24 protein-coding genes are annotated in these 26978 nt (G+C 50.6%); 14 read left to right on the top strand and 10 right to left on the bottom strand.

Annotated elements, in window-relative coordinates:
* Nucleotides 1-10: 10 nt before the first annotated feature.
* On the bottom strand, nucleotides 11-976 hold the full coding sequence (locus tag A7983_RS09570) for a calcium/sodium antiporter (RefSeq protein WP_005975469.1): 966 nt from the start codon (nucleotides 974-976) through the stop codon (nucleotides 11-13).
* A gap of 546 nt (nucleotides 977-1522) precedes the next feature.
* Here A7983_RS09570 and mlaF point away from each other — a divergent pair.
* The 7 genes from mlaF (at nucleotide 1523) to murA (ending at nucleotide 6362) form a co-directional block, all read left to right on the top strand.
* Entirely contained in the window at nucleotides 1523-2335 is an 813-nt protein-coding gene (gene mlaF, locus A7983_RS09575; RefSeq protein ID WP_005975471.1) for a phospholipid ABC transporter ATP-binding protein MlaF, read from the top strand.
* Nucleotides 2336-2342: 7 nt separating this feature from the next.
* Entirely contained in the window at nucleotides 2343-3125 is a 783-nt protein-coding gene (gene mlaE / locus A7983_RS09580; protein WP_005975473.1) for a lipid asymmetry maintenance ABC transporter permease subunit MlaE, read from the top strand.
* 4 nt (nucleotides 3126-3129) lie between these two features.
* Nucleotides 3130-3696: an outer membrane lipid asymmetry maintenance protein MlaD gene (mlaD, locus tag A7983_RS09585; RefSeq protein ID WP_005975474.1), complete on the top strand. Its 567-nt coding sequence runs from the start codon at nucleotides 3130-3132 to the stop codon at nucleotides 3694-3696.
* 12 nt (nucleotides 3697-3708) lie between these two features.
* Nucleotides 3709-4338: a phospholipid-binding protein MlaC gene (gene mlaC / locus A7983_RS09590; protein WP_005975476.1), complete on the top strand. Its 630-nt coding sequence runs from the start codon at nucleotides 3709-3711 to the stop codon at nucleotides 4336-4338.
* A gap of 13 nt (nucleotides 4339-4351) precedes the next feature.
* Nucleotides 4352-4642: a lipid asymmetry maintenance protein MlaB gene (gene mlaB, locus A7983_RS09595; RefSeq protein WP_005975478.1), complete on the top strand. Its 291-nt coding sequence runs from the start codon at nucleotides 4352-4354 to the stop codon at nucleotides 4640-4642.
* 122 nt (nucleotides 4643-4764) lie between these two features.
* Nucleotides 4765-5019 carry a BolA family iron metabolism protein IbaG gene (ibaG, locus tag A7983_RS09600; protein WP_005975480.1) on the top strand — a complete coding sequence of 85 codons (255 nt, stop codon included), beginning with the start codon at nucleotides 4765-4767 and terminating at the stop codon, nucleotides 5017-5019.
* Nucleotides 5020-5099: 80 nt separating this feature from the next.
* Entirely contained in the window at nucleotides 5100-6362 is a 1263-nt protein-coding gene (gene murA, locus A7983_RS09605; RefSeq protein ID WP_005975482.1) for a UDP-N-acetylglucosamine 1-carboxyvinyltransferase, read from the top strand.
* Nucleotides 6363-6470: 108 nt separating this feature from the next.
* Here murA and degS read toward each other — a convergent pair whose 3' ends face one another.
* The 3 genes from degS to zapG all read right to left on the bottom strand — a co-directional run bounded on the left by degS (nucleotide 6471) and on the right by zapG (nucleotide 9729).
* Complete coding sequence (gene degS, locus A7983_RS09610) at nucleotides 6471-7568, bottom strand: outer membrane-stress sensor serine endopeptidase DegS (RefSeq protein WP_005975483.1); 1098 nt, start codon at nucleotides 7566-7568, stop codon at nucleotides 6471-6473.
* 134 nt (nucleotides 7569-7702) lie between these two features.
* A complete protein-coding gene (gene degQ, locus A7983_RS09615) occupies nucleotides 7703-9073 on the bottom strand; it encodes a serine endoprotease DegQ (protein ID WP_005975484.1) in 1371 nt (456 codons plus the stop codon).
* 251 nt (nucleotides 9074-9324) lie between these two features.
* The gene (gene zapG, locus A7983_RS09620; RefSeq protein ID WP_005975485.1) at nucleotides 9325-9729 is read right to left on the bottom strand and encodes a Z-ring associated protein ZapG; all 405 of its coding nucleotides are present in this window, start codon (nucleotides 9727-9729) and stop codon (nucleotides 9325-9327) included.
* Nucleotides 9730-9944: 215 nt separating this feature from the next.
* Between zapG and zapE the strand changes: the two genes are divergently transcribed.
* The 3 genes from zapE to rpsI all read left to right on the top strand — a co-directional run bounded on the left by zapE (nucleotide 9945) and on the right by rpsI (nucleotide 12169).
* The gene (gene zapE / locus A7983_RS09625) at nucleotides 9945-11096 is read left to right on the top strand and encodes a cell division protein ZapE (RefSeq protein WP_005975486.1); all 1152 of its coding nucleotides are present in this window, start codon (nucleotides 9945-9947) and stop codon (nucleotides 11094-11096) included.
* Between the two features lie 236 nt (nucleotides 11097-11332).
* Nucleotides 11333-11761 (top strand): 50S ribosomal protein L13, encoded by a 429-nt coding sequence (gene rplM / locus A7983_RS09630; RefSeq protein ID WP_005975488.1) that lies wholly within the window; start codon nucleotides 11333-11335, stop codon nucleotides 11759-11761.
* Nucleotides 11762-11776: 15 nt separating this feature from the next.
* Nucleotides 11777-12169 carry a 30S ribosomal protein S9 gene (rpsI, locus tag A7983_RS09635; protein WP_005975490.1) on the top strand — a complete coding sequence of 131 codons (393 nt, stop codon included), beginning with the start codon at nucleotides 11777-11779 and terminating at the stop codon, nucleotides 12167-12169.
* Nucleotides 12170-12284: 115 nt separating this feature from the next.
* On the opposite strand, the gene A7983_RS09640 is transcribed toward rpsI, so the two are convergent.
* From A7983_RS09640 to A7983_RS09650, 3 genes are all read right to left on the bottom strand, one after another.
* Nucleotides 12285-13625: an MFS transporter gene (locus A7983_RS09640; protein WP_005975492.1), complete on the bottom strand. Its 1341-nt coding sequence runs from the start codon at nucleotides 13623-13625 to the stop codon at nucleotides 12285-12287.
* Between the two features lie 192 nt (nucleotides 13626-13817).
* Nucleotides 13818-14864 (bottom strand): L-idonate 5-dehydrogenase, encoded by a 1047-nt coding sequence (gene idnD / locus A7983_RS09645; protein WP_005975496.1) that lies wholly within the window; start codon nucleotides 14862-14864, stop codon nucleotides 13818-13820.
* A gap of 116 nt (nucleotides 14865-14980) precedes the next feature.
* Nucleotides 14981-15754: an SDR family oxidoreductase gene (locus A7983_RS09650; RefSeq protein ID WP_005975498.1), complete on the bottom strand. Its 774-nt coding sequence runs from the start codon at nucleotides 15752-15754 to the stop codon at nucleotides 14981-14983.
* Nucleotides 15755-15932: 178 nt separating this feature from the next.
* Here A7983_RS09650 and A7983_RS09655 point away from each other — a divergent pair, with 178 nt between their 5' ends.
* The 4 genes from A7983_RS09655 to sspB all read left to right on the top strand — a co-directional run bounded on the left by A7983_RS09655 (nucleotide 15933) and on the right by sspB (nucleotide 19783).
* Nucleotides 15933-16637 carry a FadR/GntR family transcriptional regulator gene (locus A7983_RS09655; RefSeq protein WP_005975500.1) on the top strand — a complete coding sequence of 235 codons (705 nt, stop codon included), beginning with the start codon at nucleotides 15933-15935 and terminating at the stop codon, nucleotides 16635-16637.
* Nucleotides 16638-16978: 341 nt separating this feature from the next.
* Nucleotides 16979-18223 (top strand): enolase C-terminal domain-like protein, encoded by a 1245-nt coding sequence (locus A7983_RS09660; RefSeq protein ID WP_005975501.1) that lies wholly within the window; start codon nucleotides 16979-16981, stop codon nucleotides 18221-18223.
* A gap of 409 nt (nucleotides 18224-18632) precedes the next feature.
* Nucleotides 18633-19274 carry a stringent starvation protein SspA gene (sspA, locus tag A7983_RS09665; RefSeq protein WP_005975503.1) on the top strand — a complete coding sequence of 214 codons (642 nt, stop codon included), beginning with the start codon at nucleotides 18633-18635 and terminating at the stop codon, nucleotides 19272-19274.
* 5 nt (nucleotides 19275-19279) lie between these two features.
* Entirely contained in the window at nucleotides 19280-19783 is a 504-nt protein-coding gene (gene sspB / locus A7983_RS09670) for a ClpXP protease specificity-enhancing factor (protein WP_005975505.1), read from the top strand.
* 227 nt (nucleotides 19784-20010) lie between these two features.
* Here sspB and A7983_RS09675 read toward each other — a convergent pair whose 3' ends face one another.
* From A7983_RS09675 to gltB, 3 genes are all read right to left on the bottom strand, one after another.
* Entirely contained in the window at nucleotides 20011-20784 is a 774-nt protein-coding gene (locus A7983_RS09675) for a (S)-acetoin forming diacetyl reductase (RefSeq protein ID WP_005975507.1), read from the bottom strand.
* 260 nt (nucleotides 20785-21044) lie between these two features.
* Entirely contained in the window at nucleotides 21045-22463 is a 1419-nt protein-coding gene (locus A7983_RS09680) for a glutamate synthase small subunit (protein ID WP_005975508.1), read from the bottom strand.
* 9 nt (nucleotides 22464-22472) lie between these two features.
* On the bottom strand, nucleotides 22473-26933 hold the full coding sequence (gltB, locus tag A7983_RS09685) for a glutamate synthase large subunit (RefSeq protein ID WP_005975510.1): 4461 nt from the start codon (nucleotides 26931-26933) through the stop codon (nucleotides 22473-22475).
* Between the last annotated feature and the right edge of the window lie 45 nt (nucleotides 26934-26978).

The raw sequence follows: 26978 nt of genomic DNA on the forward strand, positions 1-26978 counted from the left end.
AACAGCATAATTATGAAAAACAGAACAACACCGTAAGGTAGGCGATAAACGCGCAGCATAATAATACGCCTGCGCCCTGTCCTATACGGCGTTTTTTGCTGAGGCACAGTGCAGTTAACAGCACGCTCGCCGCCAGCATGACCCAATAGTCGCGCTGAAAAACTTGAGGATTCAGTGCGCCTGGCGAGAGTAGTGCGGGTACGCCCAGTACAATCGCAATATTAAAAATATTCGAGCCAATCAGGTTGCCCAGCGCGATATCATCTTCTTTTTTCAATGTCCCGACGATGGCCGTAGCGAGTTCAGGCAGGCTGGTGCCGATCGCCAATATGGTCAGCCCGATGGTCAATTCGCTGACATCGAAGTAGCGTGCAATGACGGTCGCGTTATCCACGACCATACGGGCGGCCATGGGTAAAATAATCATACCGAGAATCAGCCACAGCACGGCAGCCATCTGATTGCTGTCGTCTTGCGGAAGCTCTGCCAATTGCTCACGCGTCAGGCTGTCGCCGCCTTCCTGCTGCGCCTGTTGTGCCATACGCAGTATTAACGCCAGACACAGAATAGCGGCAAAGAGCAGCATCATGCCGTCGGCACGGCTCAGGTAGCTATCATGCAGTAAAACGCCACACAATAAAGTGACGGACACCATGAGCGGCAATTCCCGGCGCAACAGGGCCGAATGTACGGTTAGTGGGCGAATGAGCGCTGCGCTGCCAAGAATGAGTAAGATATTGGTGATATTGGAGCCAATCACATTACCGACGGCCATGTCGTTCTGATCGTTTAAAGCTGCGGTAACAGAAACGATCAGCTCAGGTAGCGACGTGCCGAAGCCGACAATGGTGATGCCGATGACGAAAGGCGGTAAGCCGAGAGAACGCGCAAGCACAGCCGCGCCATAGATAAGACGATCGGCACCGTAAACCAGCAGTAGCAAGCCAACGAACAAGAGTAGTGTTGCAAAAAGCATGCAGCGTCCTTTAATAGGATATATACCCGTCATACTTCAAGCTGCATGTGCGTTGGCTTTTCTCTCTCACTCCAGTCACTTACTGCTGTAAGCTCCTGGGGACTCACTGCGCCGCCGCCTTCCTGCAACTCGAATTATTTAGTGTATAATCACTGGCTTGTTGTCGAATAAGTCAGTATTTCTGGACGATTTTCGCACAAAAAGCATTTTTCTGTGATGAGCGCTAATTCTGACGGTGCTTGGCGAAAAAGTAAAACCTGTCGCGATAAGTAAAATCAGGTAACGGTTTATGCCGCCATTTTGGACAAGAACTTACGGTAAGTTTTTGTAAAACTCTCACTCTGATGAAAGTCAGCCGTTAGGCTAATGCCGATCGTTTAAGAGCCGAGATACACGGAGCGACCACGGGGCGAGGTGTCCCTACGGGAACCTCATCCCCGTGTTTCTCCTAAAATGAGACTTAAGTGACCAGCATTAATCCGTTAGGCTGGAGTGAAAGACGCTCTATAAGCGTACTGGCGTACTGATTGGTAAGGAATGGAAATAATGAACCATGAGGCAACTAATCTGGTCGAAATCCGTGGTCTTAGCTTTCGGCGCGGAGAGCGAGAGATTTTCACAGACATCACGCTGAATGTCCCTAAAGGCAAGGTCACGGCAATCATGGGGCCTTCCGGTATCGGTAAAACCACGTTGCTGCGTTTGATCGGCGGGCAACTATCGCCGGACAGCGGTGAAATCTGGTTTGATGGTGAGAATATTCCGGCGCTGTCGCGTAGCGAACTGTACAACGCGCGCAAGAAAATGAGCATGTTGTTTCAGTCAGGGGCGTTATTCACCGATTTGAGCGTGTTTGATAATGTCGCCTGGCCGCTGCGTGAGCATACCCAACTGCCAGAATCCTTACTGCGTAGCATTGTCATGATGAAGCTGGAAGCGGTGGGGTTGCGTGGGGCTGCCGAACTGATGCCAGCGGAACTTTCTGGCGGCATGGCGCGGCGCGCGGCACTGGCGCGAGCCATTGCGCTCGACCCGCAGATGATTATGTTTGATGAGCCTTTTGTTGGGCAAGATCCGATCACGTTGGGGACGCTGGTGAAGCTCATTGATGAGTTAAACCATGCATTGGGCGTGACCTGTGTTGTCGTTTCTCACGATGTACCGGAGGTGATGAGCATCGCCGATTATGCCTATATCGTGGCCGACAAACGGGTGATAGCAGAAGGGACGGCGGATCAACTGAGGGCGAACGATGACCCGCAGGTTCGTCAGTTCCTGGATGGCATCGCCGACGGGCCAGTGCCTTTCCGTTTTCCTGCCGGTGACTATAAAACGTCGCTGCTAGGCTCAGGGGGTTAACGCAGTCATGTTATTACGGTCGTTGGCGTCGCTAGGGCGTCAGGGGATCTCCGCCAGTGCTGCGTTTGGGCGCGCTGGGCTGATGCTGTTTAATGCGCTGGTGGGTAAGCCCGAATTCAGAAAACAGTGGCCGCTGTTGGTGAAACAACTTTACAGCGTTGGCGTGCAGTCACTGCTTATCATCATGGTTTCTGGCCTGTTTATCGGCATGGTGCTGGGGTTACAGGGCTATATCATCCTGACGACGTACAGCGCTGAGGCCAGTTTGGGCATGATGGTGGCGCTGTCGCTGCTGCGTGAACTTGGCCCGGTGGTAACGGCGCTGCTGTTCGCTGGACGTGCGGGTTCCGCGCTGACGGCGGAAATCGGGCTGATGAAGGCAACCGAGCAACTCTCCAGTATGGAGATGATGGCGGTCGATCCGCTGCGCCGCGTTGTCGCGCCGCGTTTCTGGGCCGGGTTAATCAGCATGCCGCTGCTGGCGGTGATTTTTGTCGCCGTGGGGATCTGGGGGGGCGCGTTGGTCGGTGTGGACTGGAAAGGTATCGACAGCGGGTTCTTCTGGTCTGCCATGCAGGGCGCGGTTGACTGGCGTCAGGATGTGCTGAACTGCGTGATTAAAAGTATCGTATTTGCGATTACTGTGACCTGGATTGCACTGTTTAACGGCTATGACGCGATCCCGACGTCTGAGGGGATCAGCCGTGCAACGACGCGAACCGTCGTGCACTCGTCGTTAGCGGTACTGGGATTGGATTTTGTGCTGACAGCACTGATGTTTGGGAACTGAGTCGATGCAAACAAAGAAAACTGAAGTCTGGGTTGGTGTGTTTATGTTGATCGCGCTGGCTGGCATTCTCTTTTTATGCCTGAAAGTGGCCGATCTCAAATCGATCGGTAGTGAGCCGACGTACCGTTTGTACGCGACGTTTGACAACATTGGCGGGTTGAAAGCGCGTTCTCCGATCAGAATTGGCGGTGTGGTTATTGGTCGTGTAGCGGATATCTCGCTGGATGAAAAAACGTATCTGCCGCGTGTGGCGATGGATATTCAGCAGCGTTACGATCATATTCCCGATACCAGCTCTCTGGCCATTCGTACCTCTGGCTTGCTGGGCGAACAGTATCTGGCACTGAACATGGGGTTTGAAGATGAAGAGATGGGCACGACGATCCTGAAGGAGGGTGGTGTGATTCAGGATACCAAGTCGGCTATGGTGCTTGAAGATCTCATCGGTCAATTCCTATATAAGAGCGGCGGCAATAGCGAGGATAATGCCGGTCAATCGGGTACGGAGCCGGGTGCCGATCCTGCGGCAACCCCTGAGCACAGCAACGAACCTGTTCCTTCACATCCATAAGAGGATATCTGCATGTTTAAACGCTTACTGATGGTGGCTTTACTGGTGGTCGCGCCATTAGCCAACGCGGCGGATCAAATGAACCCTTATCATTTAATGAATGAAACGGCGGAAAAAACGTTTGACCGTTTAAAGAACGAGCAGCCAAAAATTAAGCAAAACCCTGACTATTTGCGTACTGTCGTGCGTGAAGAGCTGTTGCCGTATGTTCAGGTGAGATACGCCGGTGCGCTGGTTCTCGGTCGTTACTACAAAGATTCGACACCCGCTCAGCGTGATGCCTATTTCAAAGCGTTTGAAGCCTATCTGGAGCAGGCTTACGGCCAGGCTCTGGCGATGTATAGCGGGCAAAGCTATCAAATCGCCCCTGAACAGCCGCTGGGCAATGCTGATATCGTTTCCATTCGTGTCACCATCGTTGATAACGGCGGACGTCCTCCGATACGTCTGGATTTCCAATGGCGTAAAAACAGTAAAACCGGTAACTGGCAGGCGTATGACATGATTGCCGAAGGTGTCAGCATGATCACCACTAAGCAGAACGAGTGGGCGGCAATACTGCGTCAGAAAGGTGTTGATGGCCTGACTCAACAGTTAGAATCCTCGGCGAAGCAGACAATCACGTTGGATCAGAAAAAGTAATTTGGGTACGAATATGGCGAACGCATTGAACTGGCAGGCGCAGGAATCAACGCTGGCATTAACCGGCGATCTCGATCGCGAAACGCTGCTACCGTTCTGGCAGCAGCGTGAATCGTTGCTCGCGGGTAAAACCATGCTGGATGTGTCTGGCTTAAACCGTGTCGATTCTGCCGGGCTGGCATTGCTGATGCACGTTTATCAGCAACCGTGTTCAGGCGATGAGATCACGATTGTCGGTGCCAGCGATCGGCTAAAAACGCTCATTGCGCTCTATAATCTGAATGAAATCATCCCAGTGTCTTAAACCGTCTCGCCGATGCCTCATTTCTCCTTCAGGCATCGGCGCATTCTTTGTTTAAGATAGCGCCATATTCATCTAAGATACCTCCCTGTAAATCACTCCCCCTGACATAGAAATCGAGAGCGATGGAAAATAACGAAATTAAAGATGTGCTGATGAACGCATTAGCACTGGAAGAAGCCCATGTTTCTGGTGATGGTAGCCATTTTCAAGTCATCGCGGTGGGCGCACTTTTTGCTGGAATGAGCCGAGTCAAAAAACAGCAGGCTGTTTATGCGCCGCTGACGGAGTACATCGCGGATAACCGTATTCATGCATTGTCGATTAAGGCCTATACGCCGGAAGAGTGGCAACGCGACCGTAAACTGAACGGCTTCTAAGTATTCCCCGAGCGAGCGGGAAGAGAATGCCTATATCAGTGTGACGAAATATTGAATTAAGACATTGAGATACAACGACTATGGATAAATTTCGTGTTCAGGGGCCAACCCGCTTAGCGGGGGAAGTGACCATTTCCGGCGCCAAGAATGCTGCGTTGCCCATCTTGTTCGCTGCGCTACTTGCAGAAGAACCAGTAGAGATTCAGAACGTACCGAAACTGCGCGATATCGACACCACCATGAAGCTGCTTAGTCAGTTGGGGGCGCGTGTTGAACGCAATGGTTCCGTTCATGTGGATGCCAGTGAAGTGAACGTGTTCTGCGCGCCGTATGATCTGGTGAAAACCATGCGTGCCTCTATCTGGGCTTTAGGGCCGCTGGTGGCGCGTTTTGGGCAAGGACAAGTATCGCTACCCGGCGGCTGTGCGATTGGCGCGCGTCCGGTAGATTTGCATATTTATGGCCTTGAGCAGCTTGGTGCGCAGATCGTCCTGGAAGAAGGCTATGTGAAAGCCACGGTTGATGGTCGTCTGAAAGGCGCACACATTGTGATGGACAAAGTGAGCGTGGGTGCCACGGTAACCATCATGAGTGCGGCAACGCTGGCGGAAGGCACCACGATTATTGAGAACGCGGCGCGTGAGCCGGAGATTGTCGATACGGCAAACTTCTTGAATACGCTGGGTGCGAAAATCAGCGGTGCAGGTAGCGATAAAATCACCATCGAAGGCGTCGCGCGTTTGGGCGGCGGTGTGTATCGCGTTGTGCCTGACCGCATTGAAACCGGGACATTTCTGGTTGCGGCCGCGGTATCTCGCGGTCAGATTATCTGCCGTAATACCCGTCCTGATACGCTGGATGCGGTATTGGCAAAGCTGCGTGAAGCGGGCGCGGATATTGAAATTGGAGAAGACTGGATCAGTCTGGATATGCACGGTAAGCGCCCGAAAGCGGTTACGGTTCGCACGTCGCCGCATCCGGGGTTTCCGACCGATATGCAGGCGCAGTTCAGCCTGTTGAATCTGGTCGCAGAAGGGACGGGTGTGATTACCGAAACCATCTTCGAAAACCGCTTCATGCATGTGCCTGAGCTTATCCGTATGGGTGCACAGGCGGAGATCGAGAGCAATACGGTGATTTGCCACGGCGTTGATAAGCTGTCGGGTGCTCAGGTGATGGCGACTGACTTGCGTGCGTCAGCCAGTCTGGTGTTAGCGGGTTGCATCGCGGAAGGCGTGACGACGGTAGACCGTATTTATCATATCGATCGTGGTTACGACCGTATCGAAGATAAGCTGCGTGCGCTAGGCGCGAATATCGAACGCGTTAAAGAACACGAATAAGCACTTCACCCGTTTGCTCTTCAAATGATGTACGCCAGCCGGGTGGGTTCCCCACCCGGTTTCTTATTTACCTGCCGATAGTGTTTTATCAACGAGCCTTGGATGCCGTCATTGGGTAGGGAATTCCTGTATCGTCATTTGTAGCGTAATTTGTTTATTATCGCGCTCAATCGTGACGGGAATAACGGTACCGGGGTGTATTTCTGAAACCTGTTCCATAGTTTCGATAATCGAGCGTGCGGGCTTATTGTTCACGCTAACAATGACGTCTTCAATACGGATACCCGCTTTATCCGCCGGTCCACTGGGATCGATAGTCTGGACGAGAATACCGGTCAACCGACCCTGAGCACCACGATTGTTGGCTAACGTGCTGTTTTCAATATTTTCTAGCTGTACGCCGTTGATGCCAATATAGCCGCGAACCACACGACCATCGCGAATCAGTTTACCCATCACTTTGGTTGCCAATGCTACGGGGATGGCGAAGCTAATGCCTTCTGGCGTCTCGCCATTGCTGCTTTTATCAAAAGAAAGGGTATTAATACCAACCAGTTCACCGAGCGTGTTGACCAGCGCACCACCAGAGTTTCCGTGGTTAATTGACGCATCGGTTTGCAGCAGATTTTGGCGTCCTACCTGGCTTTTTTGCTGACCGTAAGTGCTAAGGCTAACGCGGCCGGTGGCGCTGATAACGCCCTGGGTGACGGTTTGCCCCAGGTTATAAGGATTGCCAATCGCCATCACGACATCGCCGACGTGCGGGATACGATCTGGATTCATGGGAATGACGGGCAGATTAACGCCATCAATTTGCAACACTGCCAGGTCGGTTAGGGTATCGGAGCCGATCACGCGGGCCTCGTACAGCCGGCCGTCTGACAGCTCAATCTGGATCTGCTGCACATTATTAATCACATGCTTATTAGTTAAAATATACCCTTTGTCATTCATGATGACGCCAGAACCCAGAGGATGAATGGCGACTTCATTGGGTTTTTCCGTATTGGCAACCCGATTATAAATATTAACCACAGCAGGAGCCGCACGGTTGACGCCCTGATGGTAGCTTACGGGCGAGCCATCAGTATTTCTGTCATTGCTTTTCAGAAACGACGTGCCAGATCCGATAAACGGCAGTACGGCCAGAATAATTCCGGCGACAAGGGCACCAAATAGTGCTGAACGTAATAATTTAGCAAGCATGGCCGCGATTTACTGTGGAAAGGGAGATAAAGGGAGGATATCACGAGAAGTTCGGACACCGCATGACTCGGTGTCCGATTTTTTATGGCGCGCGATCCTTGGCCGATTAGACTATCGTAAAAAACGACAAGCGATTAACGCAGCAGCAGATAGATCGTTTCTTCGCCTCGGACGATATTCAGCGCCAGAACGGAAGGTTTCGCTTCCAGCAGCTTGCGCAGTTGCGTGATGTTTTCAATACGTTCACGGTTTACGCCGATGATGATATCGCCTTTTTGCAGGCCAACCTGCGCTGCTGGTGTGTCCTTGGCGACGTTATCAATCTGCACCCCTTTGCTGCCGTCTTTCAGTTGACCATTAGTCAGGGAGGCGCCCTGTAATGAGGGTGAAAGCGTTTCGGCACTAGTCGATGCCGATGTGCTGTTATCCAACACGACGGACACTTCCTGCGGTTTGCCATCACGCAGCAGGCCGATTTTCACGGTTTTACCTGGCGCAGTGGTGCCGACTTTGGCCCGCAGTTCGGCAAAGCTGCTGATTGGTTTGCCATCCAGCGTAGTCAATACGTCGCCCGCCTTAATTCCGGCTTTGGCCGCGGCAGATTTCGGTAAGACTTCGCTGACGAAAGCACCGCGCTGGGCATCGACGTTGAAGGCTTTCGCCATTTCTGACGTCATCTCGCTGCCTTTAATACCCAGTAGCCCGCGCTTAACTTCGCCGAATTCAACCAACTGCTGCGCCAGATTCTGGGCCATGTTGCTGGGGATAGCGAAACCGATACCGATATTCCCGCCGCCTGGAGCCAGGATCGCGGTGTTAATACCGATCAGATCGCCGTTGAGGTTCACCAGCGCGCCGCCGGAGTTGCCGCGGTTGATAGAAGCATCGGTCTGGATGAAGTTTTCTAACCCTTCAAGATTCAGACCGCTACGTCCCAGTGCGGAGATAATGCCGGACGTTGCCGTCTGGCCAAGGCCGAACGGGTTACCAACAGCAACGGCAAAATCGCCGACGCGCAACTGATCGGAATCTGCCATTTTCACGGAGACCAGGTTTTTGGCACCATTCAACTGGAGCAGGGCGATATCGGTCTGTTCGTCACGACCGATCAACTTCGCATCATATTCACGTCCGTCATTAAGCTGGACGCGGATTTTGTCGGCGTTATTGATAACGTGATTGTTGGTGAGCACGTAGCCTTTTGCGGCATCAATAATCACGCCGGAACCCAGCCCTTCAAACGGACGAGAATTTTGTTTGTCCGTCGGGAAGTTCGGGCCAAAGAAGAACTTGAACTCTTCCGGTACGCGCTGGCGCTGTACCTGTGTACCTTCAACATGCACGCTGACGACGGCTGGTAAGACTTTTTCCAGCATCGGGGCCAGGCTTGGCGTCTGTTGCCCTTGAACCACGGCAGGCAGCGCAGCATTCGCTGCGGGAAGCGTGGACAGGGTCAAACCTATGCTTATTGCCAGTGCACTAAATAATAATGATGTTTTTTTCATTGTTATTAACTCTCTTGCGGCCTGCGGATGAATAAAACGATGATATATAAACTTAAAGACACGGTGAAGAGTCAGACTGACGATCAATGTGTAAAGTTCACTGCTGTTTCGTCAGCAGATTGTAACTATCGCTTTTTAATGGTGTGTGATCGGACGATGACAGCGCGCGGTGCACGTTTTAATAAGCGTAGAACAAGGGAGGGAAAGCGTGAGGCCAGAAAGCCTCACGTTTAGGGTATAATTAGTTGATATTATTTACGAATTGGGCGTTCGCCCCGCAACAAGCCTGACGCACCATCGGAATAATCGCGTGGTGGCATGTTCACCGGTGCCTGATCGTTATCCGCTTCTGACTCGGTCAGACGGTATTTAAACGGATTATCCTGGCCGGGAACGTTAGGTAACAGGTTATTGGAGCTTTTCGCCATGTGCTGATAAAGCTGACGATAGTCATCCGCCATGTTATCCAACAGTTCCGCACTGCGGGCAAAGTGTCCAACCAATTCCTGACGATAGTCTTCCAGTTCGGTTTTGCTTTTCTCCAGCTCATTTTGCAATACCTGCTGTTGCCGCAGCTTACGGTTACCAAAGCGCATGGCGACAGCACCAATAATAATACCGACGACTAAACCTATCAGCGCATACTCCCAAGTCATAATAGCTCCTATTTTGACGTTGTTGTCCCGTAGGGTTTTTCACTTAATAATAGTCACTATAACCGTTAACCTTGCCTGAGTGGAATCCTGATGCTCGATGACTGAGGGGAATGTTGACCTACCGCAGACATCAAGGTTGTTAACTGCGACGATTACGGCTTAAATCGACGGCAACACACAGCAAAACACGACTAACTTTTTTCTCAGGGATTGCGATGGCTACTCCACAGACAACACCGCAGCAAACAACCCCCTTGGCGCTTTACCAGCAGGCGCTTTCCGCTGGTGAATATCAACCGGACGAGGTACAGCAGCAAACCGTTGAGCGTCTGGAGGCAATACATCAGGCACTATGCGAACGTGCAACGGATGACGGAGTGGGAGCCCCCGGTCGTGCAGGGAAATGGCGTAACTGGCTGGGACTGCGCGATAAACGCGAACCTGCCCCGGTTCAAGGGCTGTACATGTGGGGCGGCGTCGGGCGTGGTAAAACCTGGCTGATGGATATGTTTTTCCATAGCCTGCCCGCCGAGCGCAAGATGCGCCTGCATTTCCATCGCTTTATGCTACGCGTGCATGAAGAACTGAACCAGTTTCAGGGGCAGGAAAATCCGCTGGAGAAAGTGGCTGATGGCTTCAAAGCCGAAACGGACGTGCTGTGTTTCGATGAGTTTTTCGTCTCTGACATTACGGATGCGATGCTGCTGGCCGAACTGCTGCGAGCGCTGTTTGCCCGTGGTATTGCACTGGTGGCGACGTCGAATATCCCACCAGACGATCTCTACCGCAATGGATTACAACGTGCACGTTTTCTTCCTGCGATTGCGTTGATTAAACAGCATTGTGAAGTGCGTAATGTCGATGCCGGTATCGATTATCGTCTGCGTACGCTGACACAGGCACACCTTTATCTCTCGCCGCTGAATGAAGAAACGAATACGGCAATGCAGCAGATGTTTACGCGCTTGACCGGGAAGAAATGGCAAACGCCGGGACCAGTGCTGGAGATCAATCATCGTCCGTTAACGACGCTTAGCGTGAGTGACGGCGTGCTGGCGGTCGATTTCCACACGTTGTGTACGGAAGCACGGAGCCAGAATGATTACATCGCGCTGTCGCGCCTCTACCATACGATGCTGTTGCACAATGTAACGGTGATGGAGACAAAGGAAGAGAACACCGCCCGCCGCTTTCTGGCGCTGGTGGATGAGTGTTACGATCGTCGCATTAAGCTCATTATCTCTGCGCAGGCACCGATGTTTGCTATCTACCAGGGAGAGCACCTGAAATTTGAATATCAGCGCTGTTTATCCCGTTTGCAGGAAATGCAAAGCGAAGAGTACCTACGGCAGCCGCATTTGGCGTAACACTGGCTGTGGTTTTTCGTGATTTTCGTGTGAAAAAAGGTCGATTTTTGAGAATGACTTCTCTATAATCTTGCGACCCCACGTTACAACAAAGTTTTTTTCCCAAAAACTTTATAGTGCCGGCAATGGCTATTCGAAGGGGTAGGTTTGCTGGACTTGATGGTCGTGTGAGCCTCAACTGTTTTCGAGCGTTAGGGTGTTCACCAACGTGTAACTAATTATTGGGTAAGCTTTTAATGAAAACTTTTACAGCTAAACCAGAGACCGTAAAACGTGACTGGTACGTTGTTGATGCGAACGGTAAAACTTTAGGCCGTCTCGCTACTGAACTGGCTCGTCGTCTGCGCGGCAAGCATAAAGCGGAATACACCCCGCACGTTGATACGGGTGATTACATCATCGTCCTGAACGCTGACAAAGTTGCTGTAACTGGCAACAAGCGTACTGACAAGATTTATTATCATCACACCGGTCACATCGGTGGTATTAAACAAGCGACCTTTGAAGAGATGATTGCCCGCCGTCCTGAGCGTGTGATTGAAATCGCGGTTAAAGGCATGCTGCCGAAGGGCCCGTTGGGTCGTGCTATGTTCCGTAAACTGAAAGTTTACGCGGGCACCGAGCACAATCACGCGGCACAGCAACCGCAAGTTCTGGACATTTAATCGGGATTATAGGCAATGGCTGAAAATCAATACTACGGCACTGGTCGCCGCAAAAGCTCCGCCGCTCGCGTGTTCATCAAACCGGGCAACGGTAATATCGTTATCAACCAGCGTAGTCTGGAACAGTACTTCGGTCGTGAAACTGCCCGCATGGTAGTTCGTCAGCCGCTTGAACTGGTCGACATGGTTGGTAAATTTGATCTCTACATCACCGTTAAAGGTGGTGGTATCTCTGGTCAGGCTGGTGCGATCCGTCACGGTATCACCCGCGCTCTGATGGAGTATGATGAGTCTCTTCGTGGCGAACTGCGTAAAGCAGGTTTCGTTACTCGTGATGCTCGTCAGGTTGAACGTAAGAAAGTCGGCCTGCGTAAAGCACGTCGTCGTCCTCAGTTCTCCAAGCGTTAATTTCTGGCTGCTTTGCAGCGAAATCAATGCGAAAAACCCGGTGCTTGTCACCGGGTTTTTTTTATATGTATGCTTCATCATTAACGCACGGTTTTTCTCTTTGCCGTAGTTATGTCTATTGTTCCGTTGCGTTTCTCACATCGTGCAGGTCGCGATCTTTGACTTCTGGCATCAAGAAGGCGGATAGCAGACCAATGCAGGAGTAGCAAATTAGCATCACAACGATGGGATACCACGACCCCGTTATTTGGCAAAAGATACCAGCCAACAACGGTCCCAGGCCCGTAGCGAACAGCCCCCCGATTTCTTTGGAGATCGCCATCTGGGAGAATCGGTTTTTTGAACCAAACATCTCCGCCATCGTAATCCCTTCGATAGCTGCTTGTCCCAGCACTGCGATATTATGAATAAGAATTAAACATACCGTAATCGTGGCGACGGCTTGCTCTTTGTTCACGATGATTGAGAGCATCGGGTAGGCGAGAAGAATCGAACCGAATGTCAGAAAGATATAGGGAATTCGCCGCCCAATTTTATCAGATAACCAGCCTATTAACGGAATCGTCATAAAGCCAATGGCTGAACTTATCATGATGGCGTCGGTTGGAACTGCTTTACTGAATAGAAGTGTCTGTACCATGTAGCCGGCAAGGAAAGTTTGGATAATGCCCGAATTCCCTGCCTGACCGAATCGTAGACCTGTCGCGATCCAGAATGATTTCCCTTTCAGTAAAGACCAGAAAGGCGTGTGCTCTTGCGGTTTATGCGTAACCTCTTTTGCTCCCTGTACCCCTTCAAATACCGGGCTTTCTTTCAGGTTCAACCGTAACCAGATGGCAAATCCCATGACAAGGAAGCTGGCAAGGAAAGGAAGACGCCACGCCCAGGAAATAACCTCTTCATTGCTAAAAAAGTAAAACATCGCCGCCCAGATAGCCGTTGCACTCAACGTACCGCAGTTGGTTCCCATTGCAACCAATGAGGCAATAATGCCTTTTTTACCCGCTGGCGCATACTCTGCCAGCATGGTGCTGGCACCAGAAATTTCTGCGCCCGCTCCAAGCCCTTGAATAACTCTAAGCGCGACCAATAGAATAGGAGCTAAAATGCCAACTTGCTGATAAGTTGGGAGTGCGCCGATTAATGTAGTACAGACCCCCATTAACGCAATAGTAATGAACAGCACTTTTTTTCTGCCTACTTTATCTCCCATTTTTCCGAAGAAGACGGCACCCACAATACGGGCAATGTACCCTGCGCCATAGGTACCCATGGCAAGAATTAATGCCATTGCCGCAGATTGCTCAGGAAAGAATATTTCATGAAAAACGAGTGCGGCACCAAGAGAATATAACTGAAAGTCCATGAATTCTAATGTTGTGCCAAGCCAACCAGAAACAGATGCCCTGGCAAGGTCGGATGAACTTCTTTTCACTTTAATTGAGGACTGACTCATTGTATCACCATATGATTATTGAATTTAATTTAAGATGTGGTGAGGTATAGATATGTTGTGTTGTATGCGATTTATTTCCCAGGGTAATATATGGGAGTGAATCGGCAGTTAAATAAAAACACACCGTATCCAAATTTTTTTGGTCAAGAAATTATTGTTAGCATTCCCTTGCTACATCTTCCTGGTAATACATTAAAATTTAACTAAGACTTTTGACGAAATGTTTTTATCGCTTGCGGTAATTAATGCTTTTTCTATATCTTGATAGGCGTATTCGGCCGATATAATTGGCTGCGGATTAATAATTCCTTTCTCCAGCCATTTAACAGCGGTGGCAAATTCGTTAATGAAGCGGAATGAGCCTTTCCAGGACAATTCTTTCACCAGCATTTGTGCAACGGGGTACTGCACAGGGCTTGGCCCCATACCAATCTGTACAATTAGCCCGTTAGGGCGTGTCATGAGTACCGATGAAGCAATGGCCGCAGGGGCACCGCTAGCCTCGAATACGACATCAAAATAGCCTTTATTTTGGCAATATAGCGCTATTGAATGTTCATCAAGCGGGTTCACCGCGCTATCGGCCCCCATCTCCAGCGCGATATCTCTGCATCTTTCGCTGATATCGGAGGCAACAACTTCTACCGCGCCCGAAGCCTTGGCGGAGGCAATCGTTAACGCGCCAATTGGACCAGCACCGATGACTAGTACCTTTTTCCCGACTAGGCTTCCGGCTATATTGATGGCATGAATGACGACGGCTGTTGGTTCAGCGAGTGACATAATCTGTGAAGGGATTTTCTCATCATAGGGATAACACTGTGATTCAGAAACCGTGACGTATTGGGCGAATCCACCGTTTACGTGTGGATTGAACTGTGCGCTACCCATAAACCGCATAGTGGAACATTCGTTCTGTTTGCCTTCCAGACAATAATCACATTGATTACAAGGTTGGGAAGGGTTAATCGCAACGCTTTGTCCAACTTTTAATTGGCTATTTTCTGATGCCTTATAAATTTTCCCGACGAATTCATGTCCGATAACCATCGGGTGTTTTATTACAGATAAACCAGCGTGACCTTCATGGTAATAATGGATGTCTGATCCACAAATACCGCCACATTCAACCTTAACCACAATATCACTATCGGTATAAACCAGTTCACGGTCTTCTACTTTTACATCCTTTTTTCCGTGAACAATACACGCTTCAAATTTAAGTGTATCTTTTTTCATTTTTGGTGCCTCTGAATATATAATCACATGGTTTTTATTTATCTAGTATGAATAGATATAAAACCAGTTTTATTCATGAAATTTTATTTTCTGGTTACGCTAATTTTTTATGAAATTTAAAGAACGGCTAACCATCCGCCATCAACATAAATGACCTGGCCATTGATGTAATTAGATGCATTGGCAGATAAGAAAATAGCTGTACCGATCAGCTCTTCTGTTTTCCCCCAACGTTTAGTTGGGTTGCTGCTTTTTACCCACTTATCGAATTCGACATCTTTAATTAAGGCTTTGTTCATGTCGGTAAGGATATAGCCGGGGCCGATCGCATTAGCCTGGATGTTATACTCTGCCCATTCGGCGGACATGGATCGCGTCAACATCTTGATACCCCCTTTGGCTGCGGTATAAGGTGCGACGGTAGGTCGCGCTTGTTCGCTGGTCAATGAGCAAATATTGATAAATTTCCCACCACGGTTGCGTTTTATCATGCGTACAGCCGCCTCACGTGACACAAGGAATGTTCCCGTCAGGTGAATATCCATCACGCGTTGCCAGTCTTGCAGCGCGAGTTCGACTAAGGGTTGGCGATGTTGAATTCCAGCGTTATTAATGACAATATCGATTTCTATACTGGCAGCATCCATCAGGTTGAATGCATTGACGATTTGATCTTCTTTTGAAACATCAATTACATAGCCTTTAGCGTTATAGCCCTTTGCTGTTAGTTTCTGAACGGCTTCATTCAGCGTTTCTTCCCTGATATCGCTGAGGATAATGGAGGCACCCGCCGAAGCCAGCCCTTCCGCGTAGGAAAAGCCGAGGCCTCTGGCGGAACCGGTGATTAGTGCTGTTTTTCCTGATAAATCAAATAGTTTTGCGGCATCCATCGTTAACTCCTTACGATTGTTGAGCAGTAGAACATCGTTATTTGAAGAGATAGTGTTGTCATACATCATGTTGTAATACAACACATGAGTGGAACTGATGGTGTCGCTTTGTTATACTTCAATCAACAATCAAAGCGTTTTTTTGTGATCATGATTCCAATAATTGATTTGAGGCATTATGGACAATATAGAGTCAATACCAAGAAATAACATTGCCGAAGCGGTTTACCAGAAAATGCAGAAAAAAATACTCAGCGGGGAATGGAAACAGGGCGAAAAGCTACCGTCTGAGTTTGAGCTAAGTGAGGCTTTTGATGTAAGTCGAACCAGTATTCGCAGTGCGGTTCAAAAGCTGAGAAACTTAGGGATAATTTATACTAAGCATGGTAGAGGCTCTTTTGTTTCGAATGAAATTGATAGCTTTCGTATGCAGGCGAATGACAAGCCTATCCTTCACCTAACGAAAGGTGAATTTATGGATATGATGGTTTTTCGGCAAACCGTGGAGTTTAAGTGTATCGAATTGGCTGCTAAAAATGCGACAGACGAAGATATTTATCTTATAGAAGATGCACTTAACAGAATGCTTATCAACAAGAATGACTATAAAAAATATTCTCAGGCCGATTTGGATTTTCATCTGGCGATCATTAACGCGGCGCATAACAAAGTGTTTTCACATGCCATTAAGTATGTGAAGGGTATGTATTATTTTTATCTGGAAGAGTTGAACCGTGTTTTAGGTATAACGCTGGATAGCATTGATGCACATATCAAAATTTTTATGGCGATAAAGAATCATGATATTGAAACGGCCAAGCTATGTCTGGATCAGGCAATGGAATGCAATATTGTCATGATTAATAATCTTGAGAATAGCTAGCGCGTAAATATCATTGCGTTTTCCAGGCCGAACGCCTTTCTTATTTCAGAATCCCCGTAACGGCCTGCTGATGTTTTCCTCTTGATGTCACCGTCAGAAACCGTGTTATTTTACCGTGTTTTTTGTATCTGAAATGTGTCTATAGTGGGGCATTATTTGTTTAATTCATTAATTTCATTGAATTTAATAATATACCCCGTTTTTTGTGCTTTTCTGGTTTTCCTTCGATATCAGTTGCTTTTATTTTTCCCTTTTGATAGTAATACCACTAAGATATATGATGTCATACAACGTGTGGTATCTACCTGATTTTGATTGTGGCTATCAAAGGAGTTTTTTGCATGATAAAGGTAACAAACGTAAAGACCATTCTAACGTCACCCGGCGGCATTGATCTGGTTGTGGTTAAGGTCGAAACCAATCAGGCCGGTTTATACGGTTTGGGATGCGCGACTTTTACCCAACGTATTTTCGCAGTTGAAGCGGCCATTAATGAGTACATGAAGCCTTTCCTGATAGGGAAAGATCCGTCACGCATTGAAGATATCTGGCAGTCTGCCGTCGTGAGTGGCTACTGGCGCAATGGACCGGTGATGAACAACGCGATCTCGGCTATCGATATGGCGCTGTGGGATATCAAGGGTAAAGTGGCTAACTTACCGGTCTATGAATTGCTGGGCGGCAAATGCCGCGATGGTATTCCGCTTTATCGCCATTGTGATGGTGCGGATGCGGTTGCGGCGGAAGATAACATCCGTGCGGCAATGGAAGAAGGGTACCAATATGTTCGCTGCCAGATGGGGATGTACGGCGGTGCGGGGACGGAAGACCTCAAGTTGATCGCCACCCAGTTGGATAAAGCTAACATTACGCCAAAGCGTTCACCGAGAACGAAAACGCCTGGCATCTATTTCGATCCTGATGCTTATGCCAGAAGTATTCCGGCATTTTTTGATCATCTGCGTAATAAGATCGGTTTTGATGTTGAATTTATTCATGATGTCCATGAGCGTGTGTCACCCGTTACCGCTCTGCAAATGGCGAAATCTCTGGAAGACTACAAACTCTTTTACCTTGAAGATCCGGTGGCACCGGAGAATGTTGATTTCCTTAGTGTGATGCGCCAGCAAACATCTACCCCAATAGCGATGGGTGAGTTATTTGTTCATGTCGCTGAGTACAAACACCTCATTACCAATCATCTTATCGATTTTATTCGTTGTCATATTAGTATGATAGGTGGGATTACCCCAGCCAGAAAACTGGCCGCGTTAGCCGAATTACACGGTGTGAGAACCGCCTGGCATGGCCCGGGTGATATTTCTCCTGTCGGTGTGGTTGCGAATATGCACATTGATATGAGTATTACCAATCTGGGTATTCAAGAATATACGCCAATGAACGAGGCACTCAGGGACGTGTTCCCCGGCTGCCCAGACATTGAAGGTGGATACGCTTACCTGAATGATAAACCAGGGCTGGGGATCGATATTGATGAAAACAAAGCAAAACAGTTCCCTGTTGAAGGGGGATTGCCGTCATGGACGAATGCCCGCTTGCCGGATGGCACTGCGGCGCGCCCTTAATCAGAAACTTAGTGGCGTCAATTCGTTTTAATGTTGCTTTAAAAGCCGGCAGCTATCGTCGGCTTTTATGCGATTGATGGATTAATAAAGACCAAGGCGAGGTATAGATCCCTTCCAGTCGGGTTGTTTGGACTTCGTTATTGCAGGTGAAATATTTGCATTTAATAAAAATAATGTTATTTATCATTTATATGAATAAGATTTCCTGCCTATCCCCCCACAAAACGAACAAAATCTGATAAGCTATTCGCCGATTTTATGCCCGTGTGTCAACTGTCGTCGCTGTTTGAAACGACGTATTTTTTCAGGTGATGTTTACACATTGGCGAGCAAAATTTCGAATAGCGGTTTGCAGATTACCCATTGCACGGCTATTCGCCGTATTTTCTCGATAAACTTGGAGGTTTTCATGGCTGTCGCTGCCAACAAACGTTCGGTAATGACGCTGTTTTCTGGTCCATCCGACATTTTTAGCCATCAGGTCCGCATCGTATTGGCGGAAAAGGGTGTGAGTGTCGAGATTGAACAGGTGGACATGGATAATCTGCCTCAGGATCTTATTGACCTCAATCCTTACGGTTCCGTGCCGACGCTGGTCGATCGCGAACTGACGCTCTATGAATCACGAATTATCATGGAGTATCTGGATGAACGTTTTCCTCATCCGCCGTTAATGCCCGTCTATCCGGTTGCGCGCGGTAACAGCCGCCTGATGATGCATCGCATTGAGAGCGACTGGTATTCTTTACTGAAAAAAATTACGCATGGCAGCGCTCAGGAAGCGGATGCGGCGCGTAAGCAATTGCGTGAAGAACTGCTGGCTATTGCCCCGGTGTTCAATGAAGCGCCTTATTTCATGAGTGAAGAGTTCAGCCTGGTAGATTGCTACCTGGCTCCGCTGCTGTGGCGTCTGCCGCAGTTAGGTATTGAACTGAGTGGGTCGGGCGCGAAGGAGCTGAAAGGCTACATGACACGCGTCTTTGAGCGTGATGCGTTCCTGGCTTCCCTGACGGAAGTGGAACGTGAAATGCGTTTGCAAACCCGAGGTTAAACTGTATGGCGTTGTCTCAACTGTCTCCGCGTCGTCCGTATTTATTACGGGCTTTTTATGATTGGTTGCTGGATAACCAATTAACGCCTCATCTGGTAGTCGATGTCACTTTGCCGGATGTTATGGTGCCGATGGAGTTTGCCCGTGACGGCCAGATCGTGCTGAATATCGCACCGCGTGCTGTTGGTGGCCTTGAGTTAGCTGATGACAGCGTTCGTTTCAATGCCCGTTTTGGCGGCGTACCGCGTCAGGTTCATGTGCCGATGGCGGCCGTAATGGCGATTTACGCGCGTGAGAATGGGGCTGGAACGATGTTTGAGTCCGAACCTGCTTACGAAGGCGCAGGCGAATATGAAGACTTTCAGGAAGGCGCACCCGCTTCAGGGACGGTCATGTCGATTGTCGATAGCTCGCCTGATTCTGAAGCACCTGAGGATGGCTCAGGTTCTGATGACGAACCGCCACAGCCGCCTAAAGGTGGCAGACCCTCGTTGCGGGTCGTTAAATAAATTCGTTCCCAAGGGCACCTCTACGGTGCCCTTTCTTATACCCGTCATACTTCAAGCTACAGGTGCGTTGGTTACGTTCATTCACCCGAATCACTTACCTAAGTAAGCTCATCGGGATTCTCTCTCTTGCCGCCTTCCTGTAACTCGAATTATTTAGGGTATATCGTTAGAATTACTATGACTCAAGTGCGCAAAGCACATGTTCCTTTTGGGTTCGCAACGTATCGTTAATTGAACACCATTCCGCCATCAATGAGTAACGACTGTCCTGTCATATAGTCTGAATCGTGGCTGGCCAGATAGGAGACGCAGGCGGCGACATCTTCTGGTTCGGACAGACGACCCAGCGTGATGCGTTTGGCAAACTCTTCCGTTGCATACCCACGTGGTTTTCCTGCTGACTCAGAAATTTTCCGATCGATTTCATCCCACATTGGCGTTTTTACGATACCCGGGCAGTAACCATTGACCGTAATGCCCAGCGGGGCTAAATCGCGCGCGGCAGTTTGCGTTAAGCCGCGAACCGCAAATTTACTCGAACTGTAGACGGCGAGTTCAGGGTTGCCCACATGCCCCGCCTGTGAACAGGCATTGATGATTTTGCCACCGTGCCCCAGAGATTTGAAGGCATCGAGAGCCGCCTGAATACCCCAGATAACGCCTTTGACGTTGATGTTATAAACGCGATCGACAACTTCTGGCGTGATATCTTCAATCAGGGTTGAGGGAGCCACTCCGGCGTTATTGACGATGACGTTAAAGTCACCAAAGCGTTTTTTGGTTTCTGCGACGGCAGTGAACACTGCCTCACGATCTGCGACGTCGGCCTGTAATGCGATGGCCTGTCCGCCGGATTTTTCGATTTCTTGCGCCACACTGCGCGCGGTTTCTTGGTTATAGTCCACGATGGCGACGGCAAACCCGTCCTTCGCCAATCTGAGAGCAATAGCGCGGCCAATACCTTGACCAGCCCCTGTTACCAGTGCCACTTCGGTTGTCATATTTACTCCTTAATGAAATCCAATCTCAATAAAGACAAGTAAATGCCGAAGATAAGTGTACGCCTTTATCGTGATGCTGAAGGATTTATTACGAAAAGTTCTTTAAAACGAAGTGGAAAGATGAAGGGTTTATGAGCTTATCTGGTGTGAAATTCTAAAAAAGAGAGTGGATTGTTGCCATCGGTTGCTAACAGGCGCTTCAGATACAGCCGGAAAAGAAAAGGGCAGCTAGCGCTGCCCTTAAGAGACGTGATGCGTTTCTACACTTCCAGATAGTTCATGATGCCGTCAGCGGCTTTACGACCTTCTGCGATGGCGGTAACCACCAGATCGGAACCGCGAACCGCGTCGCCGCCCGCAAAAATTTTCGGGTTGCTGGTTTGGAAAGCGTTGTCACAGCTTTCTGGTGCAACAATGCGCCCTTGATCGTCCAGTTTGACGTCATGCTCTGCCAGCCACGCCATTTTGTGCGGACGGAAGCCGAACGCCATGATGACCGCATCGGCTTCCAGAACGTGCTCGGAACCCTCTACGATTTCAGGACGACGACGCCCGTTGGCATCCGGCGCACCCAGCGCGGTACGCGCCATTTTCACACCGCACACTTTGCCTGAGCCGTTAACCTCGACGCTCAGCGGTTGCAGGTTGAATTTGAACTCGACGCCTTCTTCACGCGCGTTTTTCACTTCGCGCTTGGAACCCGGCATGTTCTCTTCATCACGGCGATAGGCACAGGTCACGTGCGTTGCGCCCTGACGAATAGAGGTACGCACGCAGTCCATCGCGGTGTCACCACCGCCCAGCACCACAACGCGTTTAGCTTGCATGCTGACGTAAGGCTCGTCTGCTGCGGCTTCAAAGCCCATCAACTGCTTGGTGTTAGCGATCAGGAACGGCAGCGCATCGTAGACACCCTGAGCGTCTTCATTGTCCAATCCGCCACGCATAGACTGATAGGTGCCGACGCCGAGGAAGACCGCATCGTACTCATCCAGCAGCGCTTTCATCTGCACGTCTTTACCAACTTCGGTATTCAGACGGAATTCGATGCCCATCTCGGTGAAGATCTCACGACGTTTCACCATCACTTCTTTTTCGAGCTTGAAAGAAGGGATGCCGAAGGTCAGCAAGCCACCGATCTCAGGATGACGATCGAAAACAACAGCCTGTACGCCACTGCGTGCCAGCACGTCGGCACAGGCCAGCCCGGCAGGGCCAGCGCCAATGATAGCGACGCGTTTGCCGGTCGGTTTGACGTTGGCAACGCTCGGCTTCCAGCCCATCTCTATCGCTTTATCATTGATATAGCGTTCGATGTTACCGATGGTGACCGCGCCGAATTCATCATTCAGCGTACAAGACCCTTCACACAGACGATCCTGCGGACACACGCGGCCGCAGACTTCCGGCAGGCTGTTGGTCTGGTGCGATAACTCAGCCGCTTCGATAATGCGGCCTTCGTTCGCCAGCTTCAGCCAGTTCGGGATGTAGTTATGTACCGGACATTTCCACTCACAGTAAGGGTTGCCACACGCCAGGCAGCGATCTGCCTGTGCTTTGGACTGGCTTTCTGAGAACGGTTCGTAGATCTCAACAAATTCAATTTTACGAATCTTCAGCGGTTTTTTGGGCGGATCAACGCGCTGTAAGTCGATAAACTGGTAAACATTCTGACTCATGATGACCTCTTACTGCGCCTGAACCCGCAGCTCGGCTGCGGAACGACTACGGTGACCCAACAATGCCTTCACATCACTTGACTTCGGTTTCACCAGAGCAAATTTCGGTGCCCAGGTCGGCCAGTTAGCGAGGATCTCTTCTCCGCGGTGTGAACCGGTCTGCTGCACATGCTCGGTGATCAGGCCACGCAGATGCTCTTCATGAATAGCCAATTCTTCAACATCCAGCACTTCTACCAGCTCTGGATTTACGCGTTTACGGAATTCACCGTCTTCATCCAGCACGTAGGCGAACCCACCCGTCATACCTGCGCCAAAGTTCACGCCAGTACGACCCAGCACGCAGACGATACCGCCCGTCATGTATTCACAGCCGTTATCGCCGATACCTTCTACCACGGTGATACAGCCGGAGTTACGCACGGCGAAACGTTCGCCAGCGCGGCCTGCGGCAAACAGCTTACCGCCGGTAGCGCCGTAGAGGCAGGTATTACCGATGATGCTGGCTTCGTGGCTACGGAAGGCTGAACCCACCGGAGGACGCACGGAGATACTACCGCCCGCCATACCTTTGCCCACGTAGTCGTTGGCATCGCCCGTTAATTTCAGTTCAAGGCCGCCTGCGTTCCAGACACCAAAGCTCTGTCCTGCGGTACCGGAGAAGTGAGCTTTAATCGGATCGCCAGCCAGCCCTTGATCGCCATGCTTCTCGGCAATTGCGCCAGACAGCGTCGCGCCGACGGAGCGATCGGTGTTGCGGATATCGAAGTAGAGTGCTTTGCCCTGTTTCGCATCGATGTGCGGCTGTGCTTGTGCCAGCAGCTCTTTGTTCAACAAGCCTTTATCGAACGACAGATTGCTTTCAGTACAGTACAGCGCTTTGCCTGGCTGAGGCTGTGCGGCGTGCAGCAGTGGCGACAGGTCCAGTTTGTTCTGCTTAGCGCTGAAACCGTCTAGCTCAACCAGCAAGTCAGTACGACCAATCAGATCCACCAGACGGCTGACGCCCAATTCTGCCATCAGCACGCGGGTTTCATGTGCGATGAAGTGGAAGTAGTTGGTTACGCGCTCAGGCAAGCCGTGGTAGTGATCGCGACGCAGCTTCTCATCCTGCGTTGCAACACCCGTTGCACAGTTATTCAGGTGGCAGATACGCAGGTATTTACAGCCCAGCGCCACCATTGGCCCGGTGCCGAAGCCGAAGCTTTCTGCACCCAGAATCGCCGCTTTGACGATATCCAGACCGGTTTTCAGACCACCGTCCACTTGAAGGCGGATTTTGTGGCGCAGTCCGTTGGATACCAGAGCCTGCTGTGTTTCAACCAGCCCCAGCTCCCACGGGCAGCCCGCGTATTTCACGGAGGACAACGGGCTGGCACCTGTGCCGCCGTCGTAACCGGCGATGGTGATTAGGTCAGCATAAGCCTTGGCAACGCCGGTAGCGATCGTACCAACCCCCGGCTCGGACACCAGTTTCACCGAAATCATCGCTTTCGGGTTGACCTGTTTCAGATCGAAAATCAACTGTGCCAGATCTTCGATAGAGTAAATATCGTGGTGTGGCGGTGGTGAAATCAGCGTCACGCCCGGTACGGAATAGCGCAGACGGGCAATGTACGGCGTGACTTTATCACCCGGTAACTGGCCGCCTTCGCCCGGCTTCGCGCCCTGCGCCACTTTAATCTGAATGACATCGGCGTTGACCAGATAGGCTGGTGTGACACCAAAGCGACCAGAAGCAACCTGCTTGATACGTGAAACTTTATTGGTGCCGTAACGCGCTGGATCTTCACCACCCTCACCGGAGTTGGAGAAACCACCCAGTCCGTTCATCGCTTCTGCCAGCGATTCATGGGCTTCGGGGCTGAGTGCGCCGATAGACATGGCTGCGGTATCGAAACGTTTGAACATTTCAGTGGCTGGTTCAACGCTGTCGATAGCGATGGCCGCACCTTCTTGCGGTTTCAGCGCCAGCAGGTCGCGTAATGTTGCGGCCGGACGCTCGTTAACCAGTTTGGCGTATTGCTCATAATCGCTGTACTCCCCGGTTTTCACCGCGGTTTGCAGCGTGGTGACGACATCCGGGTTGTAGGCATGGTATTCGCCGCCGTGAACAAACTTCAGCAGGCCGCCTTGTTCCAGCGTTTTGCGCTTCAGCCAGGCACGCTTGGACAGGTTCAGCAGATCCTGTTCGAAGTCGCTGTAGTTTGCCCCGCCGATGCGGCTGACTACGCCCAGGAAGCATTCCGTCGACACATCTTTATGCAGACCCACGGCTTCAAACAGCTTGGAGCAGCGATAAGACGCAATCGTCGAGATGCCCATTTTGGACATAATCTTGTACAGGCCTTTATTGATGCCGTTACGGTAGTTCAACATCACGGCCCGATAAGGTTTGTCGATGGTGTGGTTATCCACCATCCGCGCCAGCGTTTCGTAGGCGAGGTAAGGGTAGATAGCCGTCGCACCAAAGCCTAACAGTACGGCAAAGTGGTGCGGGTCGCGTGCACTGGCGGTTTCCACAATGATGTTGGCATCGCAGCGCAGGCTCTTTTCCACCAAACGGCGCTGAACGGCACCCACGGCCATTGGTGCAGGGACAGGCAGACGAGATTCACTGATGCCGCGGTCGGACAGCACCAGCAGAACGGCGCCGTCTCTGACTTTGCTTTCTGCTTCGTCACACAGTTTTTCGATGGTCTGTTGCAGTGATTGCTGCGACGGATCAAACGTCAGATCCAGTGTGTCGGCGCGATAGTGCAGCTCATCCTGCGACGTCAACTGTGTGAAGTCGGAGTAAAGCAGGATCGGCGATTTAAAGCTTAGACGGTGGGCCTGACCTTCCGCTTCGCAGAAGACGTTCATTTCACGACCAATGCTGGTCGCTAGCGACATCACATGTGCTTCGCGTAGTGGATCGATCGGCGGGTTGGTGACCTGCGCGAACTGTTGACGGAAGTAGTCATAAATGATGCGTGGACGGCTCGACAGCACGGCGAACGGTGTATCGTCACCCATGGAACCGGTCGCTTCCTGACCATTTTCACCTAGTACGCGGATAACCTGATCCAGCTCTTCGCTGCTGTAGCCGTACTGTTTCTGGTAGGTTTCCAGCAGCTCGTTGTTGAATTCACGGCTACCGACCTGATCGTCTGGCAACTCTTCAAACGGCACCAGACGCTTAACGTTTTTCTCCATCCACTCTTTGTAAGGATGGCGGCTTTTCAGATCGTTATCGGTTTCGGCAGAGTGCAGAATGCGACCGCTGCGGGTGTCGATTACCATCAGCTCGCCCGGACCGACGCGGCCTTTTTCAACCACTTCATCCGGCTGATAATCCCAGATACCGACTTCAGACGCGCAGGTGATCAGTTTGTCTTTGGTGATGACATAGCGCGCGGGGCGCAGGCCGTTACGATCCAGGTTACAGGCTGCATAGCGCCCGTCGGACATCACGATACCGGCTGGGCCATCCCACGGCTCCATGTGCATGGAGTTAAAGTCGAAGAATGAGCGCAGTTCAGGATCCATATCCGGGTTGTTCTGCCAGGCTGGCGGAACCAGCAGGCGCATGGCGCGGATGATATCCATCCCGCCGCTCAGGAACAGTTCCAGCATGTTGTCCAGCGAGCTGGAGTCGGAGCCGGTTTCGTTAACGAACGGTGCGGCATCCTGCAAATCTGGAATCAGCGGGGTTTTGAATTTGTAAGCACGTGCGCGCGCCCATTGGCGGTTACCGGCAATCGTGTTGATTTCACCGTTGTGCGCCAGATAGCGGAACGGCTGCGCCAGTGGCCAGCGCGGTACGGTGTTGGTTGAGAAGCGCTGGTGGAACAGGCAAATTGCTGACTCCATACGCAGATCGGCCAGATCGAGGTAGAAACGTGGCAGATCCGCTGGCATGCACAGACCTTTATAGATCGTCACCAGATTGGAGAAACTACACACGTAGAACTCTTTGTCTTCGATGCGCTTTTCAATACGGCGACGCGCCATAAACAGGCGGCGTTCCATATCTCGTTGACGCCAGCCTGCCGGGGCGTTAACGAAAATCTGCTCAATACGTGGCATAGATGACAGGGCAATTTCACCCAGTACATCTGGGTTGGTCGGAACTTCACGCCAGCCTAGTACGGACAGCGTTTCATTCTGCAACTCTTCTTCTACAATCCGACGCGTAGCGCGAGCCAGCTCTTCGTCCTGATTGAGAAACATCATGCCAACGGCGTAATTTTTGGCTAAGCGCCAGCCGTGCTCTTCTGCCACCAGGCGAAAGAAACGATCGGGCTTCTGAAGTAATAAACCGCAGCCGTCGCCAGTCTTGCCGTCAGCAAGGATTGCGCCACGGTGCTGCATGCGTGCGAGTGCGTGAATAGCGGTACGCACTACTTTATGGCTCGGCTCACCTTCTATATGGGCGATTAGTCCGAAACCACAGTTATCTCTCTCTTGGGATGCATCGTACAACATATTAGTGAACCTCCCCAGGCTCTGTGTGACTCTCACAACCTACTG

The organism is Pectobacterium wasabiae CFBP 3304, assembly GCF_001742185.1.
In the GTDB taxonomy this organism is placed as follows: Bacteria; Pseudomonadota; Gammaproteobacteria; order Enterobacterales; family Enterobacteriaceae; genus Pectobacterium; species Pectobacterium wasabiae.

Coding starts and splice junctions, on each gene's coding strand:
- A7983_RS09570 (WP_005975469.1), bottom strand. CDS start 976: ATGCTTTTTGCAACACTACTCTTGTTCGTTGGCTTGCTACTGCTGGTT.
- mlaF (WP_005975471.1), top strand. CDS start 1,523: ATGAACCATGAGGCAACTAATCTGGTCGAAATCCGTGGTCTTAGCTTT.
- mlaE (WP_005975473.1), top strand. CDS start 2,343: ATGTTATTACGGTCGTTGGCGTCGCTAGGGCGTCAGGGGATCTCCGCC.
- mlaD (WP_005975474.1), top strand. CDS start 3,130: ATGCAAACAAAGAAAACTGAAGTCTGGGTTGGTGTGTTTATGTTGATC.
- mlaC (WP_005975476.1), top strand. CDS start 3,709: ATGTTTAAACGCTTACTGATGGTGGCTTTACTGGTGGTCGCGCCATTA.
- mlaB (WP_005975478.1), top strand. CDS start 4,352: ATGGCGAACGCATTGAACTGGCAGGCGCAGGAATCAACGCTGGCATTA.
- ibaG (WP_005975480.1), top strand. CDS start 4,765: ATGGAAAATAACGAAATTAAAGATGTGCTGATGAACGCATTAGCACTG.
- murA (WP_005975482.1), top strand. CDS start 5,100: ATGGATAAATTTCGTGTTCAGGGGCCAACCCGCTTAGCGGGGGAAGTG.
- degS (WP_005975483.1), bottom strand. CDS start 7,568: ATGCTTGCTAAATTATTACGTTCAGCACTATTTGGTGCCCTTGTCGCC.
- degQ (WP_005975484.1), bottom strand. CDS start 9,073: ATGAAAAAAACATCATTATTATTTAGTGCACTGGCAATAAGCATAGGT.
- zapG (WP_005975485.1), bottom strand. CDS start 9,729: ATGACTTGGGAGTATGCGCTGATAGGTTTAGTCGTCGGTATTATTATT.
- zapE (WP_005975486.1), top strand. CDS start 9,945: ATGGCTACTCCACAGACAACACCGCAGCAAACAACCCCCTTGGCGCTT.
- rplM (WP_005975488.1), top strand. CDS start 11,333: ATGAAAACTTTTACAGCTAAACCAGAGACCGTAAAACGTGACTGGTAC.
- rpsI (WP_005975490.1), top strand. CDS start 11,777: ATGGCTGAAAATCAATACTACGGCACTGGTCGCCGCAAAAGCTCCGCC.
- A7983_RS09640 (WP_005975492.1), bottom strand. CDS start 13,625: ATGAGTCAGTCCTCAATTAAAGTGAAAAGAAGTTCATCCGACCTTGCC.
- idnD (WP_005975496.1), bottom strand. CDS start 14,864: ATGAAAAAAGATACACTTAAATTTGAAGCGTGTATTGTTCACGGAAAA.
- A7983_RS09650 (WP_005975498.1), bottom strand. CDS start 15,754: ATGGATGCCGCAAAACTATTTGATTTATCAGGAAAAACAGCACTAATC.
- A7983_RS09655 (WP_005975500.1), top strand. CDS start 15,933: ATGGACAATATAGAGTCAATACCAAGAAATAACATTGCCGAAGCGGTT.
- A7983_RS09660 (WP_005975501.1), top strand. CDS start 16,979: ATGATAAAGGTAACAAACGTAAAGACCATTCTAACGTCACCCGGCGGC.
- sspA (WP_005975503.1), top strand. CDS start 18,633: ATGGCTGTCGCTGCCAACAAACGTTCGGTAATGACGCTGTTTTCTGGT.
- sspB (WP_005975505.1), top strand. CDS start 19,280: ATGGCGTTGTCTCAACTGTCTCCGCGTCGTCCGTATTTATTACGGGCT.
- A7983_RS09675 (WP_005975507.1), bottom strand. CDS start 20,784: ATGACAACCGAAGTGGCACTGGTAACAGGGGCTGGTCAAGGTATTGGC.
- A7983_RS09680 (WP_005975508.1), bottom strand. CDS start 22,463: ATGAGTCAGAATGTTTACCAGTTTATCGACTTACAGCGCGTTGATCCG.
- gltB (WP_005975510.1), bottom strand. CDS start 26,933: ATGTTGTACGATGCATCCCAAGAGAGAGATAACTGTGGTTTCGGACTA.